The organism is Jeotgalibacillus sp. S-D1, assembly GCF_004358665.1.
In the GTDB taxonomy this organism is placed as follows: domain Bacteria; phylum Bacillota; class Bacilli; order Bacillales; family Jeotgalibacillaceae; genus Jeotgalibacillus.
The window spans coordinates 1,121,725-1,139,412 of the sequence record NZ_SMZR01000001.1 but is presented as its reverse complement, the minus strand read 5'-3'; the positions used below and the strand labels follow the sequence as shown (position 1 = coordinate 1,139,412).

Genomic DNA, 17,688 nt, shown 5'->3' with positions numbered 1-17,688 from the left:
AATCATTAGTCGTTAGAGGATCGATAAGTATCAAATAAAAAAGCATTTCCATTTCGGAAATGCTTTTTAAATTATTTCAATTAGGGCGATCATAAACAGAATTCCTATTATAAAAGAATAAGTGGAGGGCCTTTCATAACCATCCCCGTGGCTTTCGGGAATAAGTTCTTTATAAATGATAAACAGCATGGCACCTGCGGCAAAGGCGAGCCCGTAAGGCACTAAAAATTCTACATAAGATGTTAAGTAATAACCGAGCAGGCCTGATACGATTTCAATTGCTCCAGTTGCAGTTGCTATGATGAACGCTTTAAATTTGTTCATTTTCTGGTTCATCAGAAATAATGCGACCAAAAAACCTTCAGGGGCATTTTGCAATCCAATGGCAAATGCAATTAAATTACCTGTGTCAGTATTTTGATCCAGTGCATAGCTGACACCCACCGATAAACCTTCAGGAATATTGTGCAATGTGATCGCTGCAACGACAAGCATTGCCTTAGGGTCTATTTCCAGTTTGCTGTTATGGTGCAAATCCATATGAGGGATGGCTTTTTCCATTGTTGTTAAGACCAGAACCCCTATTAGTAAACCCACAGCGACAGGAATTAATCCTCCTGTAGAGATGGCTTCTGGAATCAGACTCAGCATAGCTGCCGCCATCATAATTCCCGCTGTAAATGCAAGCAACATATCTTTCCACTTATGTGTTAGGCTGCCCTGCAAGAAAAGAACGAGCAATGCTCCAAGGCCGGTTGACATTGCAGAAAGCGTACTACCCACAAATACATTATCCATGCTAAACCTACTTTCTTCTCAAACTTTAAATGCGAACTTCTACTACTTTACCATATTTTTAAAAATGTCAGGTTAGTATATGCTTTTGTCCCGATCAATGTGCCAACTGCTTTACTTTTTCATGTGAACACCATACATGAATGAGAGTTGCTAAAGCAGGAAGCTATTGGAATATTTGCGGTGATATGAAACAATAAGAATGTCGAAAAATTCCGTATAGATATGCTTAACTTAATTTTACTTGCGAAGAAAGGATGAATACTATGCCGCATGATCGGGTTTCCATTACCATTCTTGAAACAAGTGATGTTCATGGTCACATCGTTCCAATTCAATATGCAGACAACACAGAAGCGCCAGTTGGAATGGCCAGAGCAGCAACATACATAAAGAAAATGAGAGAAAAAGACCCGGAGCTGCTGCTAATCGATAATGGAGATATGATTCAGGGTACTCCGCTTACGTATTATTATTCAAAATACCGTAATCATCTCCCTAATCCTATGATAACGATCATGAATCATCTGCAATATGATTGCGCCACGATTGGAAATCATGAATTTAATTTTGGCATGGGTGTTGTCAGCAAGGCAGTCAGCCAATCATTTTTTCCATGGCTGTCTGCAAACATATTACATGAAGTGACCAAAGAATCCTATTTCGGCTATCCTTATACCGTCAAAGAAGTAAATGGCGTAAAAGTTGTGATTTTAGGAATTACAACCCACTATATCCCAAACTGGGAAAACCCTGCGCATATTGAAAATCTGGGCTTTGAGGATGCACTTTTGTCTGCTAAGAGGTGGGTCCAATTTATACATGAAACGGAAGAACCGGGCCTGCTAATCGTCAGCTATCATGGCGGGTTGGAACGCGATCCGGCCTCAGGGGAGCCAACCGAACCGCTTACCGGGGAAAATCAGGGTTATCAAATATGTCAGGAAATCGATGGAATTGATTTGTTATTAACCGGCCACCAGCATCGGAGTATTGCAGCTTATATTAATCAAACATATGTCATGCAGCCAGGCTGCAACGGACAAAGCATTGGCAGAGCAACCGTGAAATTAAAAAGAAGCGGTAATTCTTGGATGGTTGAGGAAATTGAAGGAGAGGTTATCTCCCTGGAAAACGAATCAGCCGACGAGGAAGTGATGGATATTATACATTTTCAGGAAATTGAAACACAAAAATGGTTAGACCGCCCCCTGGGGGAAATTAAAGGGGATATGATGATCAGCAACCCAATGGAGGCAAGAGTAAAGGAACATCCCATGATTGAATGGATTAACAGAGTGCAGATGAAAGCTGCGAATGTTTCAATATCGAATACTGCATTATTTAACAATTTCTCAAAAGGTTTTCCTCAAAACGTGACCATGAGAGATATTGTATCTAATTATATTTATCCAAATACCCTGACCGTACTTGAACTCACTAAAGAGGATATAAAAAAAGCACTGGAACAATCAGCTGCTTATTTCAGTCTAGATGAAAATAATAATATTGCCGTAAACACAAGATATGAAGAACCAAAACCCAAACATTATAACTATGATATGTGGGAAGGAATCAATTACACAATTGATGTAGCAAAGCCAGTAGGGGAACGCATTATTGACCTGCAGTTTAAAGATGGCTGTGAGGAGCCTTATCATGTCGTAATGAATCATTACAGAGCAGGAGGGGGAGGGGACTACTCGATGTTTAAGGGGAAACCCGTAGTCCGGGAAATCCTGACTGATATGGCGGAGTTATTAGCAGAGGATCTGGAACAAAAAAAGCAGATAACAGCAGAGGTTAATAATAACTTTACCGTAATCAACTCGGGACAAATGATATGATTGACTTCTTTTAACAGCAGTCGCTATACTAATATACAGAGTGAATCTTACAAAGGACTGACGTGGATGACTGAATCAACAGATTACAAACAATCATTAAAATTATTTATAGTACTTTCCCGGGCTTATAAGTCTATGAACGAAATGAGCAATCGGTTTATTCAGGAACAAGGACTGAATCCAACGGAATTTGCTGTACTTGAATTGCTGTATCATAAAGGGAAGCAGCCGCTTCAGAAAATTGGCGGCAAAATTTTGTTAGCGAGCGGAAGCATCACTTATGTTGTCGATAAACTTGAAAAAAAAGGTTACATAAAACGAATTGCTTCACCGGATGACCGCAGAGTAACATATGCCGAGACGACAGAAGAAGGGAATGCTTTTATGGCTGGTATCTTCCCTAACCACGAAAAAAACCTCCATGAAGTAATGGCTGTGTTAAGTTCAGAGGAACAGCAGCAGGCGATTGATATACTGAAAAAACTGGGCTTATCCATAAAAGACCTTTCATATTAATAAGACTTTATATAAAAAACTGCTGCAAAATCATGCAGCAGTTTTTTATATGAAAAAAGAAGGGAAATAAGCGTATAGATCGAATTAGTAATAAAAAGGGGAGGGGAATTCCATGAAAACATTTGATCAGTATACATACAAACGGCCCGTATTTGATGAAGAAAAACAACAATTTAATATACGCTTAACTCATTTTAAGGAAGCAAAGTCTGTTGAAGAACAGACAAAGGCGATCAAGGAAATGAATAAATTTCGCAACAGGTTATCAACACAATTCAATATTGCCTACATAAGAGCTTCGATCGATACAAATGATGAATTTTACCAAAAAGAGAGAGATTATTTTGATGAAGTAGAACCTCAATTAAAAGAACTTGAGACAGAATATTATCGTGCACTTGTTAATTCCAAATGGCGAACAGAGCTTGAAAACAGGTGGGGAAGCCAGTTATTTAATTTAGCGGACTTTTCTATAAAGGCATTTTCACCCGAGGTAATTTCGCTTTTACAAAAAGAGAATAAACTAACGTCTGCTTATTCCAAATTAGTTGCTTCTGCAGAAGTGGAATTTAATGGAGAAAAGTTGACGCTCGCTCAATTGTATCCTTATTCAGAATCCACCAGCAGAGATACACGAAAAGCTGCGACATTTGCTAACTATGATTTCTATAAAGAGCATGAAGAAAAGTTTGATTCCCTATATGATGATCTTGTTAAAGTTCGCCATGAGATTGCTACCAGCCTTGGATACAAAAATTTTGTAGAGCTTGGTTATGTCCGTATGCTTCGCATTGATTACGATGCTGAAATGGTAAAAAAATTTCGTGATCAGGTCAGAGATTACATTGTGCCGCTCGTCACTAAACTGAGAGAACGCCAGCAAAAAAGAATTGGTGTTGAAAAGCTGATGTTCTGGGATGAGCCATTATCTTTTCTTACAGGAAATGCCACTCCGCAGGGGTCCCCCGAATGGATTGTAGAAAATGGCAAGAAGATGTATGAAGAGCTATCTCCTGAAACAAACGAATTTTTTACGTTTATGACAGAGCATAAGTTAATGGATTTGGAAGCTAAAAAAGGCAAAGAAGCAGGTGGGTATTGTACTTTTATTGAGGATTATCAATCCCCATTTATTTTCTCGAATTTTAACGGCACTTCGGGTGACATTGATGTATTAACGCATGAGGCTGGGCACGCGTTCCAGGTCTATTCCAGCAGGCATATTGACATACCTGAGTACATCTGGCCGACCCATGAGGCAGCTGAGATCCATTCCATGAGTATGGAGTTTTTTACATGGCCGTGGATGGAATCATTTTTTGGTGATCAAACTGAAAAATATAAGTTTGCCCACTTAAGCGGTGGACTGGAATTTTTGCCGTATGGTGTCGCGGTGGATGAATTCCAGCATGTCATATACGAAAATCCTCAAATGACGCCAGCAGAGCGAAAAGCTGCCTGGCGAAAGATCGAACAGGTGTATCTTCCGCATCGTGATTATGGAGGCCATCCGTATTTAGAAGAAGGAGGGGTATGGCAGCGTCAGGGTCATATTTATGAAGTGCCTTTTTATTATATTGATTATACTTTGGCTCAGATTTGTGCATTTCAATTCTGGAAGCGTTCAAGAGAAAATTATCAGGATGCCTGGAAAGATTATTTGCATCTGTGTTCATTGGGTGGATCAAAATCTTTTACAGCGCTCTTAAATGAAGCGAAGCTATTATCGCCATTTGAGGAAGGGAGCATTAAATCTGTAGTTGATTCCATTGAACAGTGGCTGAATTCTGTGGATGACCAAAAGCTCTAAAATAAAAGAGGTACCAGCCAAATTTGGCTGATACCTCTTTTTCTATTAAGCTTCTTTGATAACGATTTGATTTTCTTCTACAGCAGCCTGCAGTGATTTAACTTCAGGGTGGTCAAACATATAATCAGTAATTCCATCTTCAATATGCTCTTGAAGGGCGCGTCTTAGCGGACGTGCACCGAAGGATGGATGGTAGCCGAGCTCGGCCAGTTTTTCTTTTGCCTCAGGAGTAATTTGGATTTTCATATCCTGCTCTGCAATGGTTACATCCAGCTCTTCAATCATAATATCAATGATCTGCAGAAGATCATCTTTTTGTAATGATGAGAATTCAATAATACTGTCAAAACGGTTCAGGAATTCAGGCTTAAAGAAATCACTTAACGAATCAAGAAGATTTGCTTCATTAAGAGCTTCATTTGAACCAAATCCTACAGCTTGCTTTTTCATGCCTACGCCAGCGTTGCTGGTCATAATAATAACAGTGTCTTTAAAGTTTACGGTGCGGCCCTGACTGTCAGTCAAACGGCCGTCTTCCATAATTTGCAGGAACATATGCAAAACATCCGGATGCGCTTTTTCAATCTCGTCCAGCAGGATAATGCTGTAAGGTGACCGGCGAACTTTCTCTGTCAGCTGACCGGCTTCGTCATGGCCTACATATCCTGGAGGTGAACCAATTAGTTTGGCTACACTGTGTTTTTCCATATACTCACTCATATCTAAACGGATCATATGGTCTTTAGAGCCGAATAATTCAGCAGCCAAAGTTTTGGAAAGTTCCGTTTTACCTACACCTGTAGGTCCGACAAAAAGGAATGATCCGGTTGGACGATTTTTGGATTTTAATCCGGCACGGCTTCTGCGTACAGCTTTGGCTACTTTTTTTACAGCTTCCTGCTGTCCGATCACTTTTTCATTTAAGCTGCTTTCCAAACGCTGCATTTTTGTCTGTTCATCATCTTCCAGTTTCCCAACAGGAATTCCTGTTTTTTGCTCAATAAGATGCTGGATAACCTGTTTGGTTACAGTTGGTCTTTCAGAGGATTCATCCTGTTTAAGACGCTCTTCAAGCTGTTCCTCCTCGTCGCGGAGTTTAGCAGCTGTTTCGTAATCCTCATCTTTTAACACTCTTTGCTTTTCAATGTGAATTTCCTTTAAACGGGCATTAATAGCAACATGATCGCTGCTGTCAATCGTCAGATTAAGTTTTGAACCCGATTCATCCAGAAGGTCAATGGCCTTATCCGGCAGGAATCGGTCCTGAATATAACGGTGAGACAGACTTACTGCTGCCTCCAGCGCTTCCTTGCTGTAACTCACCTCATGAAAGTCTTCATAGCGTGGTGCCAGACCCTCTAAAATCGAAAGTGCTTCTACAGTAGAAGGTTCATTAACTTGAATTGGCTGGAACCGGCGCTCTAACGCAGCATCTTTTTCAATTTTACGATATTCCTTCAAAGTGGTAGCACCCACCAGCTGCAGTTCACCTCTAGCCAGTGCAGGTTTGAGAATATTACCTGCATCCATTGATCCTTCTGCAGAGCCCGCTCCTACAATCTGGTGAATCTCATCGATAAATAGAATAACGTTTTTTCTGGACTGCAATTCTGAAACTAAATTCTTCATTCGTTCTTCAAACTGCCCTCTGATTCCGGTATTGGATACAAGGGAGGCAACGTCCAGCAGGATAACTTCTTTCGATTTAAGTTTAGCCGGAACAGTGCCATCGGAAATACGTGTAGCTAAACCTTCTGCTACCGCTGTTTTACCGACACCGGGTTCACCGATTAATACAGGGTTATTTTTATTGCGGCGGTTTAATACTTCAATCATGCGATCAATTTCTTTATCACGGCCGATCACAGGATCAATTAATCCAGCTTTGGCTAGATGCGAAATATTACGTCCGTATTCTTCTAATAAACCTTGTTTTTTATGGGCAGATGCGGAACTGTTTTTTGATTCACTGTTTCCTTGGTTAAATGATGATAAAAAGTCATCAATCGGTGATTCATTAGATGGCTTGCTTTGACCATTCATAGCAGAATGTAATTTTGCTTTTTCTTCTCTATAACAATTGGAGCACAAATTGAAATCCTGCTGCTGACTATTAACTTGAAGACGTAGCTGAACATTCGCTTGATTTGATTGACATTTTTCACAAATCATTGTGACTCCTCCTTTTAGTTGTGCATTATTTTAAATGTTTCGTCATTGTATCTGACCATTATGCTGCTGTCTATTTATCTGCTTATTTGACTATTATTGACCTTCTACAAATAGTATAATTTGACCTTTACTGACTTTCAAGTATTTTGCTTAAAAAAATTTAAGAAGCCACATAGGCCTTGGCGGGAAGGGTTGTTGCTCCAGCGGGAGGAATTCAACTGAGCTGTTATCTTATGTTTTCACTTATGTTTTCACCATTTTTGAGGGTAATTAAAAAGGAAAATGCCTCTCCACGAAAGCAGAGGCATTTTCCAGTTCAAGTTTAATAATAAGGAGTGAATTGTGTTGATCCAAAAGAAACATTGTTTATTCCATTGGCAGCAAGCTGAAGTGCAAATTAAAAGAAAATTAAATAGAAGAATAACAGGTCAAAGGTTAAGTGGGATAAAATAAGCATTGGAATACTGCGTTTCCATGCATATAAGATGCCCCAATATATTGCTCCTGCAAATGCTGCAGCCATCCAAATCCATTCTCCTGAAAAATAGAAAACCGATCCTGAGAGTACAGCTGTTATCAATATACTGATTGGAGAAGAAAAGTATTGATGCAGGTTTCGCTGGATGAATCCTCTCCAGAATATTTCTTCTGCAGGAATAATAATTAAAATCAATACGGCCAGCTGCCAAGCGTTTTGGGGTTTAAGCTGGTAGAAAAGATTTGAAATGGTTTGATCAACTTCTCCCGGAAGCCAGGTGAATAAGGTGTAGCCAATAAAAAAGAGTCCATACATAAGAACTCCAGAAGCGATTCCTTTGATCAAATGCGGCTGCATGGGCATTTGTTCATCCAGCTCCGATGATGTAATGCTTAGGGCAATCATCACTAAAGCTGTGCCGGAATACAGATACCAAAAAATATTATTATCAATAAATGTAATATACATTAGCAGGTGAATGACCAGCATACTGCCTATCAGCCACCAGGTTTGTTTAGTCATAAGTTGTGCCTCCTATAATTATCATATCATTGTTTAAGGATGGATTGCGAAAACATAAAGATCATTCTATCAAAAAAGAAGCTATGTTTATAGAGTAAATAGTATCGTTCCTATTTACAATCGTCTAAAACATGTTTACTTGTCCTAATCTGGACATTTCATTATAGTAAAAACCAATAAGGTCAATAGGAGTGATTAAGTTGAATGAGGAAGAGGTACATCATTTATTAAATCAGTTAAGAGAAAACTCAATAAATGAACTTCGCATTTCAAAAGAGGATTTTTCTGTATTTAGAGACGTGCTGGTTAAAGAAGATGATTTTAAACGCTTTAAGGGAACAGCAAGAAGGAACGGCCATGTTATTTTTGAATATTTAGAGGAACCAAGAAGCTAAAAGGAGGGATGACATGATTGGGCAAAGAACAGTGGTTGTAACCGGGGCAGCGAGCGGGATCGGTTTAGAAGTGGCTAAAATGTATGGTTCTCTGGGAGAACATGTTCACTTAGTTGATATTAATGAAGAGAAGTTAATACAGGAAGTGAATACGCTAAAAGGAAAAGGTATAAAAGCATCTGCCCATACTTGTGATGTGGGCAGGCTGAGCGAAGTTGAAACGCTGTTTAAGACCATTTCTGCTGAGATGGGGAAAATTGATGTATTAATTAATAATGCCGGGAAATCTGAATTTAAATCCATATGGGAAGTATCAGAAATGGACTGGCTGTCAGTAATAAACAGCAACTTATCAAGTGTTTTTTATTGTTCACGTGAGGCTGCAAGGTATATGGAAAATGGCTCTATTGTAAATATGTGTTCTTCCAGAGCCTTTATGTCTGAGGATAATACAGAGGCCTATTCTGCATCAAAGGGTGGCATTCATGCTTTAACCCACTCTTTATCTGTCACGTTTAGCGTAAAAAACATTACAGTAAACGCGATCAGTCCGGGTTGGATCGAAACGGAAAATTACCAGGAGCTTAGAGAAGTTGATCATAGCCAGCATTTATCAAATCGCGTAGGCAAGCCGGCCGATATTGCTAGGGCATGTGTATTTTTAACAGATCCTCAAAATAATTTTATTACTGGAGAGAATTTAATCATTGATGGCGGCATGACCCGCAAAATGATCTATGAACATTAATGGCGCATAATAAGTTTCAGATAAGAAAGAAAATACGGATATGTTTTAACTCTAATATTGAAAGAAAAATTAGCTTAAACATGAACAATTTGTCATTTTATTAAATAAACACTTACGAGTCAGTGTTAACAATAGCAAATTCGTTGTGATTCAGGGGCTTACATGCTATTCTTATTTCTTAAGAGAGAAAATAACAAACTCATCATGTTAATAAATATAAATTCTTATATTGACGTCAAGTGTTGAATTCGTTAATTTAATATGGTGATGTTGTAAATACAAGTTAAAAGGAGAAGATTAATATGGCTCAAAAGCAATTTACAGTTAAGGCAGAAACAGGAATTCACGCACGTCCGGCAACACTATTGGTTCAAACTGCAAGCAAGTTTGATTCTGATGTTCAACTTGAATATAAAGGTAAAAAAGTTAACTTAAAATCAATCATGGGTGTAATGTCTTTAGGTGTCGGCAAAGATGCAGATATCATTATCCATGCTGATGGAAGCGATGAGCAGGAAGCCTTAACAAGCCTTGAAGAAACACTTCACAGCGAAGGTTTGGCGTAAAAAATGTCTTCTATACTAAAAGGAACTGCAGCTTCAAGCGGCATAGCAATTGCAAAGGCCTACCGTCTAGTAGAGCCTGATTTGTCATTTGAGCAAACTGTAGTGGACAACCCTGGACAGGAAATTGAGCGCTTTCAACAAGCGATGTCTGTTTCACGTTCAGAACTTGAAGCAATTCGGGATCGTGCCAAGGTTGAACTTGGCGAAGACAAGGCTGCGATCTTTGAAGCTCACCTTCTTGTTTTGAGTGATCCGGAGTTAGTAAGTCCGATTGAAGATAAAATTAAACAGGACTCTGTTAATGCTGAAGCTGCTTTGAAAGAAACAGCAGATATGTTTGTTATGATGTTTGAACAAATGGATAACGAATATATGAAAGAAAGAGCTGCAGATATCCGTGACGTAACAAAACGCGTACTGGCTCACCTTTTAGGTGTGAAAGTATTAAACCCGAGCATGATCTCTGAGGAAGTTATTGTTATTGCGGATGATTTAACACCTTCTGATACAGCACAGCTTAACAGAGAATTTGTTAAAGGGTTTACTACTAATATTGGTGGACGTACTTCCCATTCTGCAATAATGGCCCGTTCTATGGAAATTCCAGCAGTTGTTGGTACGAAAGAAGCAACTGTTGAAATTCAAAATGGAGATCTTGTCATCGTTGATGGATTAAATGGGGAAGTGCATATTAACCCTACGGAAGAAATTGTTGAACGTTATAACCACGAATCAAGCAAGTTTGCTGATCAAAAAGCAGAGTGGGCCAAGCTGGTTGATGAAGAATCTGTTTCTAAAGACGGACATCACGTGGAGCTAGCTGCCAATATCGGTACTCCTGCAGATCTTGAAGGAGTTCGTAACAATGGCGGAGAAGGCATTGGTCTTTACCGCACTGAATTTCTTTATATGGGACGAAATGAGCTTCCGACAGAGGAGGAGCAGTTTGAGTCATACAAAGCGGTGCTTGAAGGCATGAGCGGCAAACCTGTGGTTGTAAGAACACTGGATATCGGCGGAGATAAAGAGCTGCCGTACCTTAACCTTCCACATGAAATGAATCCTTTTCTTGGTTTTAGAGCAATTCGTCTATGCTTAGAAGAACAAGACTTGTTCAAGGTTCAGCTTCGTGCGTTATTAAGAGCAAGTGTTTATGGAAATCTTAAAATTATGTTCCCAATGATTTCAAACCTTACCGAATTCCGAAATGCAAAAGCGATTCTTTTAGAAGTTAAAGAGGAGCTGCTGCAAGAAGGAATTAAGGTATCGGAAAATATTGAAATTGGAATCATGGTAGAGATTCCTTCGACTGCGGTGCTTGCAGATCAGTTCGCTAAAGAAGTAGATTTCTTCAGTATTGGAACAAATGATTTAATTCAATACACGATGGCGGCTGACCGCATGAATGAACGCGTGTCATACCTGTATCAGCCATATAACCCATCTATTCTGCGTTTAATTAAGATGGTAATTGATGCATCCCATAAAGAAGGCAAGTGGACGGGTATGTGCGGAGAAATGGCCGGAGACGAAATTGCCATTCCGATCCTTTTGGGATTAGGTCTTGATGAATTTTCGATGAGTGCCACTTCGATTCTGCCTGCACGCGCCCAGCTGAAAAATCTGTCTAAACAGGATATGGAAGCATTAGCAGAAGAAGTCCTTAATCTTTCAACTAATGAAGAAGTTATTTCAGTTGTAAAAAACACTATTAAAATGTAATCAAACTGTAATATAAAGAATGAATAAACTTGTGCAAAAGGGGAACGATATAGATAGTACAAGCATACTTTTTCATTCTGATTTCCCTTTTTAGAACCAGATAACCCCCATTATCTGGTTCCTTTTTTATGTAAAAAATCTGTTTATTAAAGATGTTTAAATGGATTTTTCCACTCCATCAACACTGCCCAATTTAATGATTCCTCATCCTCAATATAATTCGGTAACAGCTCTACAGGAACTCTTCCACATTTTAATAAGAAAGTAATAACTGGATCATGGCAATCCCCGTACTTAATTTTTTGGAAATAATCTTCTGCAGTCATTTGATGAGCCACTTTAGAGTATCCGGGCATTCTGCCTCCTCCCGCAAGACGGTCAAGGTCAAGGTGAACGACAGTTTCGTATGCTGCTCTTAAGAGTTCTTTTCCAATGCCAAAGCCACGGAATGCTGGCGAGACACATAAATCAACTACATAAAGGGTATTCCCGCCAGGCTGATGATTTCTTATATATCCTGAATCTGTTATTTCTTTCCAGGTGTGTTTTTGCCCATACTTAAGATTGACGACAAGGCATGTAAGAGAACCTGCTAATTGATGATCAACCTCAACGCAAAGTGCGCCTTGTGGGAAGCGCTCGATGTGCTGCAAAATGTGATCGGGCTGAAACAGCAGCTCTTTCGGAAAAGGGGGAGGGAATGCTTCCCTTTGAATTCGGATTAGATCTTCAATGTCATCATGTGAATAGTTGCGAATCGATATGGAATGCCGACTTCTTTCATTAATGATAAAAAAATCCTTTCTCACATAAACCCACCCTTCGACTTATTTCACTTATTCTCTATTATGCCATTGTTTGCAATTTTTAAAAAGAAGAGTCAGAATAAAGTAGATACAAAGTATAGGAGGGATAGTCTTGACTAAATGGAAAATAGGGTTTATTGGAACCGGTGTTATGGGATCTGGCGTAATAAGTCATTTACTCAATGCACAGCAAGATGTATTAATCTACAGTCGTACAAAATCTAAAGCAGAACCTCTGATCGAAAAAGGAGCAGTATGGAAGGACTCTCCTGCTGAAATAGCAAAATCCTGTAATTTGATTTTTACGATGGCAGGCTATCCAAAAGATGTGGAAGAACTGTATTTGAATGAAGATGGGCTCATTACGAACGCAAAAGAGGGAGCTGTTTTAGTAGATTTAACCACGTCTACGCCGAGTCTTGCTAATAGAATCGCACTCATTGCATCAAATCATGGCCTGTCCACGATCGATGCCCCGGTTTCTGGAGGGGACGTTGGAGCAAGAAATGCAACACTCTCTATCATGGCAGGAGGGGAGCAGTCGACATTTGAAGAAATTTTGCCGATTTTAGAGTTGTTTGGCAGTAATATCATTTATCACGGGCCAGCAGGGTTTGGGCAGCATGTTAAAATGAGCAACCAAATTGTCATTGCCTCCACTATGATAGGAGTATGTGAATCGCTTGCTTATGCTAAAAAGGCTGGTTTAAATTTAGATCATGTATTAAAAAGCATAGCAAATGGAGCGGCAGGCAGCTGGTCTTTGTCCAACTTAGCTCCAAGAATGCTTAAGGAAGATTATGAACCGGGCTTTTATGTGCGCCATTTCATTAAAGATTTAAATATAGCAATTGAAGAAGCAAAACGAATGGATCTGAATTTGCCTGGGCTTGATCTTGCCTGCTCTCTTTACAATGAGATTTCTTCAGAAGGGTACAGTGATAACGGAACTCAGGTTCTAATAAAACATTATATTAATTAACAATGGACTGGGACAAATGTGTCTCAGCCTCCTCTAACCGGTTCACTGCGCTTCAGGCGGACGCTTTCCGCAGGGACGGCGCTGAGCCTCCTCAGGCTTCGCCTTGCGGGGTCTCAGCTTGCCGTCAAATCCTGCAGGAGTCGCCACCTTCCGCTCCGTTCACCTCATCTTTGCAATTAAAATAAGCTGCGGCATAACTTTTGGAGTTATGTCGCAGCTTATTCAGTTTGTATAGCCAATTAAAAAATTAATTATTATTTAGAAACCTCTTAATTCTTTTAAAAGCCTCTATAATGTTATCTTCTGAACAAGCGTAGGAAACTCTTACATATCCCTCCCCATTGGGATCAAAGGCTGTTCCGGGAATAACACCTACTTTTGCTTCTTCGGCAAGCTTAACCGCGAAATCGAACGAATTCAAATCAGAGGGGATACCTGCTAAATAATAAAACGCTCCATCAGGTTCGATTGTTGTAAATCCATTTTCTCTCAATAAATCTCCTGTTAACCTGCGTCTCTTCTCATACTCCCCGCGCATTGGCAAAGCATCATCAATACCGTTTGTAAAGGCTTCAACAGCCGCTTTTTGGGAGACTGAGGATGCACAGGAAACGTTGTACTGGTGTACCTTGATGCATTCTTTTGAAAGCCATTCAGGGGCAAGGAGCACTCCGATTCGCCAGCCGGTCATAGCATGTGATTTGGACAGACCGTTGATAATAATTGTTCTTTCTTTGGCCATGATGCCAATGGATACATGCGGACGGTCATAAACGAGTTCACTGTAGATTTCGTCTGCAATAATTAAAAGATCATGTTTAATGGCCACTTGGGCAATTTCTTCTAATTCTTCTTTTGTAAGGCTGACGCCAGTCGGATTTGAAGGGTAAGGTAAAATAATGCATTTGGTGTTTGCTGTGACCGCTGTGTCAATCTGGGCAGCAGTTATTTTGAACCCGCTGCTGGTCGTATCGATAAAAACAGGTGTGGCATTACACTGCTTGATAATCGGGGTATAGCCGGGATAAACAGGACTGGGCAGAATTACTTCGTCACCGGCGGATAAGATGGTTCTAAGAGATGTATCAATCGCCTGTGAGGCTCCGTTTGTAACGATAATTTCTGTTTCCGGATTATAATTCAGCCCATATTTGACTTCCATAAATTTACTAATTGCCTGGCGCAGCTCAATAAACCCGGCATTATGTGTATAGGAAGTATAATTCTCATTAATTGCTTTTATTGCTGCGTTTTTTATGTGCTGTGGGGTATCAAAGTCCGGCTGTCCGATTGTTAATGAAATCATACCCTCTATGTGCTGAATTCGATTGAAAAATTGTCTTATACCAGATAGTTGTAATTCTTTTACATTATCATTAATCATGGGTCTATTTAATCTTCCCTTCATAACTTGTTCTAGGATAGTTTATCACTTTCGGGAAATAAAGGCATGTCGGTGAAAGAAAATAGATTAAAAGGATTAAATAGATTAAAAACAGGATAAAGCATAGGTAACGGGTAAGAAAGGAAGAAAGCGATGATTAGAACATTTGCAATGCAGCATGATGGCAGTATAATTTATGACTTTCCGCTATCAAAGATACATGATCAAGCGATTAAGTGGTTTTGGGTGGATTTTAATCGTCCCACTGTAAAAGAAGAGGAAGAGCTTTCAAATGCATTTAATTTTCATCCGCTTGCCATTGAGGATTGTATTGAAAAAGGGCATCAGCGGCCAAAAATGGACAAATACAATGGCTACCTGTTTTTATTGCTTCACAGTCTTTCAAAAAGTACATATGATGCACTGGAACTGGATATATTTGTGAGTGATAAACTTGTCGTTACGTTCCATAGAGATGAGCTGGAAGCTGTAGATAATATGTGGGAAAAACTGAAACGAGGCGAAAAGCTGGATGATCATGAGGACCCTGTCGATCTTGTTCACACAATGGTTGACACGATCACAGATGAATATTTTCCGTATGTTTACGGAATTGAAGACCACCTAAATCAGATAGAAGAACTGACGGATGAGAATTCATCACATGATGTAATGGACCGTTTATTTGATGTAAGACACGATATGCAAAAATTGCGGCGTTCACTCATTCCAACAAGAGATTTACTTTACCGATTATTAAATACACCCAATACTTCTCTTGATAAAGAGCAGCAGCTTTATTTTCAGGATGTATATGATCATGTATTAAAACTTGTTGAAATGCTTGAATCGTATCGAGAATTTTCTTCTGATATCCGTGACAATTACATCTCAGTCAGTTCAGATAAAATGAATAATATCATGATGACGTTAACTGTCATTACCACAATTTTTATGCCGCTGACATTTATCGCAGGCTTATACGGTATGAATTTTATAAACATACCCGAACTGGAATTTGAGAATGGATACTTTATTGTATTAGGTGTCATGGGTTTTATCGCCATTGCTATGTTTTTTGTTTTCCGCAAAATCGGGTGGCTTCGTTTCTCCAGGTCGCAAAAAAAGAAACGAAGACGTATTTTTATAAAATGATTAGATCTGTTGAACTAGGTTATTGATATTTGCGCACCGTGAACTGAAGAGAGCTCGTCGTTAACCACGCTTGAAGCGGAACGTCTTAAGTGTATATTCAACAGCTGCGTTTAACAAACTAAATTGCTTAAATGGGAATGGTATTGGAAACCGAAAAAAGAGAACAGAGTAAAAGCTGTTCTCTTTTTTTTTGCTATAAATATAAAATCCTTTGAGATAGAATATACATAAAGAAAAAAATGTTAAAAGTTCATTTTTAAGGAGGATTTAACGTAAAATTCATAACAATTGTATAACAAATGGGGGAGTATCATGCAAAAGGGAAATCACACGAATCAGCAGGTGCCCAGGAGCGGATGGAAGTTGTACTTAACGCTGCCTATACTTTCGTGGGCTTTATATGATTTTGCAAATACCATTTTTTCATCAAACATAAACACTGTCTTTTTTCCCTTTTATCTGGACTCAACAATCGGCACCAGTGAGGAAATGAATCAGGTTGCGAGTACATTTATATCCTATGCCAATGCACTGGCAAGTTTTTTTCTTGTTGTTTTTTCTCCTCTTTATGGGGTTTGGATTGATCAGAAGGGACAGAAAAAGAAGTACATTGTCTGGTTTGCATCGATTTCGATTATTGGAACTTTTCTAATGGGGATATTTGCAACGCTCAATACCAGTACAGAATGGTTTGGTTTGCCTGCATCGCTATTTTTAGTTGTCATTATGTTTGTGATTGCTAAGTTTTTCTTTAACAGTTCCCTGGTGTTTTATGACACAATGATGAGCGATCTGGGCACAAAAGAAGAAATGCCGCTTATCTCCGGTTTCGGGGTGGCAGTCGGTTATTTGGGAACCATAGTAGGATTATCCGTATATTTATTTGTACAGGAAGGAAGCCCAGAGCAAGCATTTATTCCTACAGCAGTTTTATATTTATTGTTCTCCCTGCCGCTATTTATTTTCCTTAAAGATCCTCCAAAAAAACAGGGAAGCAGGAAAAAAAGCACGTTTATTTCAGGATACAAGGAGATCTATGCAACCTTTAAAGAAGTGAAGCGGTTTAAAAATATTTTTACTTTTATGATCGCGTATTTTTTTCTTAACGATGCAATTGCTACAACTATTGCCATTATGGCAATATATGCAACTGCGGTAGTAGGGTTCAACAGCGGTCAATTTATCATTCTTTATTTTGTATCGACTATTGCAGCGGTTCTGGGTTCATTTTTGTTCGGTTTTATAACAAAAAAAATCGGTTCAAAAAATGCCATTATTATCGTAGCGATTATTATGATAACCGCATTAACGATCGCTGCTTTAGCTGCAGCGCAATGGATGTTTTGGGCGGCAGGATGCTTAATCGGCATCGCGCTGGGTTCAATGTGGGTTACATCAAGAACATTGATTGTGGAGTTAACGCCTGAGGAAAAAAGAGGGCAGTTTTTCGGTTTATTTGCATTTTCAGGAAAGGTTTCATCCATTATTGGACCGCTCATTTACGGTACAATAACGCTCAACTTGCGTGAATATGGTGATCTGGCGAGCAGAGCGGCCATGTCTTCTTTAATTGTGATGTCCGTTGCCGGTTTGCTTATTCTTTTAAGAGTTAAACAGCCGGATTAAAAAACTCCTGCATTTGCGTATTGCTTGACTATTATAGTAGTCATTTCTATAATAGAAAATGTGTTTTTTAAGAATCATTTTAAAGTAAGTGCCAGGCAGGCACTTATATCCTGCTAATGAATAAGTTAATAAAAAATTGAATACGCTATTGCTTAAGGAGGATA

The 17,688-nt window shown here is 39.2% G+C and carries 15 protein-coding genes; 10 read left to right on the top strand and 5 right to left on the bottom strand.

The annotated features are described in order from the left end of the window. Nucleotides 1-66 precede the first annotated feature (66 nt). Entirely contained in the window at nucleotides 67-798 is a 732-nt protein-coding gene (locus E2R51_RS05785) for a ZIP family metal transporter (protein ID WP_133376063.1), read from the bottom strand. A gap of 263 nt (nucleotides 799-1,061) precedes the next feature. Here E2R51_RS05785 and E2R51_RS05780 point away from each other — a divergent pair, with 263 nt between their 5' ends. The 3 genes from E2R51_RS05780 to E2R51_RS05770 all read left to right on the top strand — a co-directional run bounded on the left by E2R51_RS05780 (nucleotide 1,062) and on the right by E2R51_RS05770 (nucleotide 4,968). Continuing rightward, a complete protein-coding gene (locus E2R51_RS05780; RefSeq protein ID WP_133376062.1) occupies nucleotides 1,062-2,642 on the top strand; it encodes a bifunctional metallophosphatase/5'-nucleotidase in 1,581 nt (526 codons plus the stop codon). A 66-nt stretch (nucleotides 2,643-2,708) separates the two neighbouring features. Further along, a complete protein-coding gene (locus E2R51_RS05775) occupies nucleotides 2,709-3,158 on the top strand; it encodes a MarR family winged helix-turn-helix transcriptional regulator (protein WP_133376061.1) in 450 nt (149 codons plus the stop codon). A 112-nt stretch (nucleotides 3,159-3,270) separates the two neighbouring features. Next, the gene (locus E2R51_RS05770) at nucleotides 3,271-4,968 is read left to right on the top strand and encodes a M3 family oligoendopeptidase (protein ID WP_133376060.1); all 1,698 of its coding nucleotides are present in this window, start codon (nucleotides 3,271-3,273) and stop codon (nucleotides 4,966-4,968) included. Nucleotides 4,969-5,013: 45 nt separating this feature from the next. Here the strand turns inward: E2R51_RS05770 and E2R51_RS05765 are convergent, their stop codons facing one another. Then, on the bottom strand, nucleotides 5,014-7,140 hold the full coding sequence (locus E2R51_RS05765; protein ID WP_133376059.1) for an ATP-dependent Clp protease ATP-binding subunit: 2,127 nt from the start codon (nucleotides 7,138-7,140) through the stop codon (nucleotides 5,014-5,016). A gap of 397 nt (nucleotides 7,141-7,537) precedes the next feature. Further along, nucleotides 7,538-8,140, bottom strand: a complete 603-nt coding sequence (locus tag E2R51_RS05760; protein ID WP_133376058.1) for a CPBP family intramembrane glutamic endopeptidase — start codon at nucleotides 8,138-8,140, stop codon at nucleotides 7,538-7,540. 191 nt (nucleotides 8,141-8,331) lie between these two features. Here E2R51_RS05760 and E2R51_RS05755 point away from each other — a divergent pair, with 191 nt between their 5' ends. From E2R51_RS05755 to ptsP, 4 genes are all read left to right on the top strand, one after another. After that, the gene (locus tag E2R51_RS05755; protein ID WP_483299901.1) at nucleotides 8,332-8,535 is read left to right on the top strand and encodes a hypothetical protein; all 204 of its coding nucleotides are present in this window, start codon (nucleotides 8,332-8,334) and stop codon (nucleotides 8,533-8,535) included. Between the two features lie 13 nt (nucleotides 8,536-8,548). Beyond that, nucleotides 8,549-9,283 carry an SDR family NAD(P)-dependent oxidoreductase gene (locus tag E2R51_RS05750; protein ID WP_133376056.1) on the top strand — a complete coding sequence of 245 codons (735 nt, stop codon included), beginning with the start codon at nucleotides 8,549-8,551 and terminating at the stop codon, nucleotides 9,281-9,283. Nucleotides 9,284-9,585: 302 nt separating this feature from the next. After that, the gene (locus tag E2R51_RS05745; protein WP_133376055.1) at nucleotides 9,586-9,849 is read left to right on the top strand and encodes a phosphocarrier protein HPr; all 264 of its coding nucleotides are present in this window, start codon (nucleotides 9,586-9,588) and stop codon (nucleotides 9,847-9,849) included. A gap of 3 nt (nucleotides 9,850-9,852) precedes the next feature. Beyond that, nucleotides 9,853-11,571, top strand: a complete 1,719-nt coding sequence (gene ptsP, locus E2R51_RS05740; RefSeq protein WP_133376054.1) for a phosphoenolpyruvate--protein phosphotransferase — start codon at nucleotides 9,853-9,855, stop codon at nucleotides 11,569-11,571. Between the two features lie 146 nt (nucleotides 11,572-11,717). On the opposite strand, the gene E2R51_RS05735 is transcribed toward ptsP, so the two are convergent. After that, on the bottom strand, nucleotides 11,718-12,380 hold the full coding sequence (locus tag E2R51_RS05735; protein ID WP_133376053.1) for a GNAT family N-acetyltransferase: 663 nt from the start codon (nucleotides 12,378-12,380) through the stop codon (nucleotides 11,718-11,720). A 109-nt stretch (nucleotides 12,381-12,489) separates the two neighbouring features. On the opposite strand from E2R51_RS05735, the gene E2R51_RS05730 reads away from it, so the two are divergent. Continuing rightward, entirely contained in the window at nucleotides 12,490-13,359 is an 870-nt protein-coding gene (locus E2R51_RS05730) for an NAD(P)-dependent oxidoreductase (protein WP_133376052.1), read from the top strand. Between the two features lie 247 nt (nucleotides 13,360-13,606). Here the strand turns inward: E2R51_RS05730 and E2R51_RS05725 are convergent, their stop codons facing one another. After that, a complete protein-coding gene (locus tag E2R51_RS05725) occupies nucleotides 13,607-14,743 on the bottom strand; it encodes an aminotransferase class I/II-fold pyridoxal phosphate-dependent enzyme (RefSeq protein WP_240732963.1) in 1,137 nt (378 codons plus the stop codon). A gap of 153 nt (nucleotides 14,744-14,896) precedes the next feature. Between E2R51_RS05725 and corA the strand changes: the two genes are divergently transcribed. Together corA and E2R51_RS05715 are read left to right on the top strand one after the other, a co-directional pair. Beyond that, on the top strand, nucleotides 14,897-15,898 hold the full coding sequence (corA, locus tag E2R51_RS05720) for a magnesium/cobalt transporter CorA (RefSeq protein ID WP_133376050.1): 1,002 nt from the start codon (nucleotides 14,897-14,899) through the stop codon (nucleotides 15,896-15,898). 312 nt (nucleotides 15,899-16,210) lie between these two features. Next, a complete protein-coding gene (locus E2R51_RS05715) occupies nucleotides 16,211-17,524 on the top strand; it encodes an MFS transporter (protein ID WP_133376049.1) in 1,314 nt (437 codons plus the stop codon). The last annotated feature ends 164 nt before the right edge of the window (nucleotides 17,525-17,688 follow it).

Bases quoted from the DNA above. Each gene is read 5' to 3' on its own strand.
- E2R51_RS05775 (WP_133376061.1), top strand. From the start codon at position 2,709: ATGACTGAATCAACAGATTACAAACAATCATTAAAATTATTTATAGTA.
- E2R51_RS05780 (WP_133376062.1), top strand. From the start codon at position 1,062: ATGCCGCATGATCGGGTTTCCATTACCATTCTTGAAACAAGTGATGTT.
- ptsP (WP_133376054.1), top strand. From the start codon at position 9,853: ATGTCTTCTATACTAAAAGGAACTGCAGCTTCAAGCGGCATAGCAATT.
- E2R51_RS05760 (WP_133376058.1), bottom strand. From the start codon at position 8,140: ATGACTAAACAAACCTGGTGGCTGATAGGCAGTATGCTGGTCATTCAC.
- E2R51_RS05765 (WP_133376059.1), bottom strand. From the start codon at position 7,140: ATGATTTGTGAAAAATGTCAATCAAATCAAGCGAATGTTCAGCTACGT.
- E2R51_RS05770 (WP_133376060.1), top strand. From the start codon at position 3,271: ATGAAAACATTTGATCAGTATACATACAAACGGCCCGTATTTGATGAA.
- E2R51_RS05715 (WP_133376049.1), top strand. From the start codon at position 16,211: ATGCAAAAGGGAAATCACACGAATCAGCAGGTGCCCAGGAGCGGATGG.
- E2R51_RS05725 (WP_240732963.1), bottom strand. From the start codon at position 14,743: ATGATTAATGATAATGTAAAAGAATTACAACTATCTGGTATAAGACAA.
- E2R51_RS05750 (WP_133376056.1), top strand. From the start codon at position 8,549: ATGATTGGGCAAAGAACAGTGGTTGTAACCGGGGCAGCGAGCGGGATC.
- E2R51_RS05745 (WP_133376055.1), top strand. From the start codon at position 9,586: ATGGCTCAAAAGCAATTTACAGTTAAGGCAGAAACAGGAATTCACGCA.
- corA (WP_133376050.1), top strand. From the start codon at position 14,897: ATGATTAGAACATTTGCAATGCAGCATGATGGCAGTATAATTTATGAC.
- E2R51_RS05785 (WP_133376063.1), bottom strand. From the start codon at position 798: ATGGATAATGTATTTGTGGGTAGTACGCTTTCTGCAATGTCAACCGGC.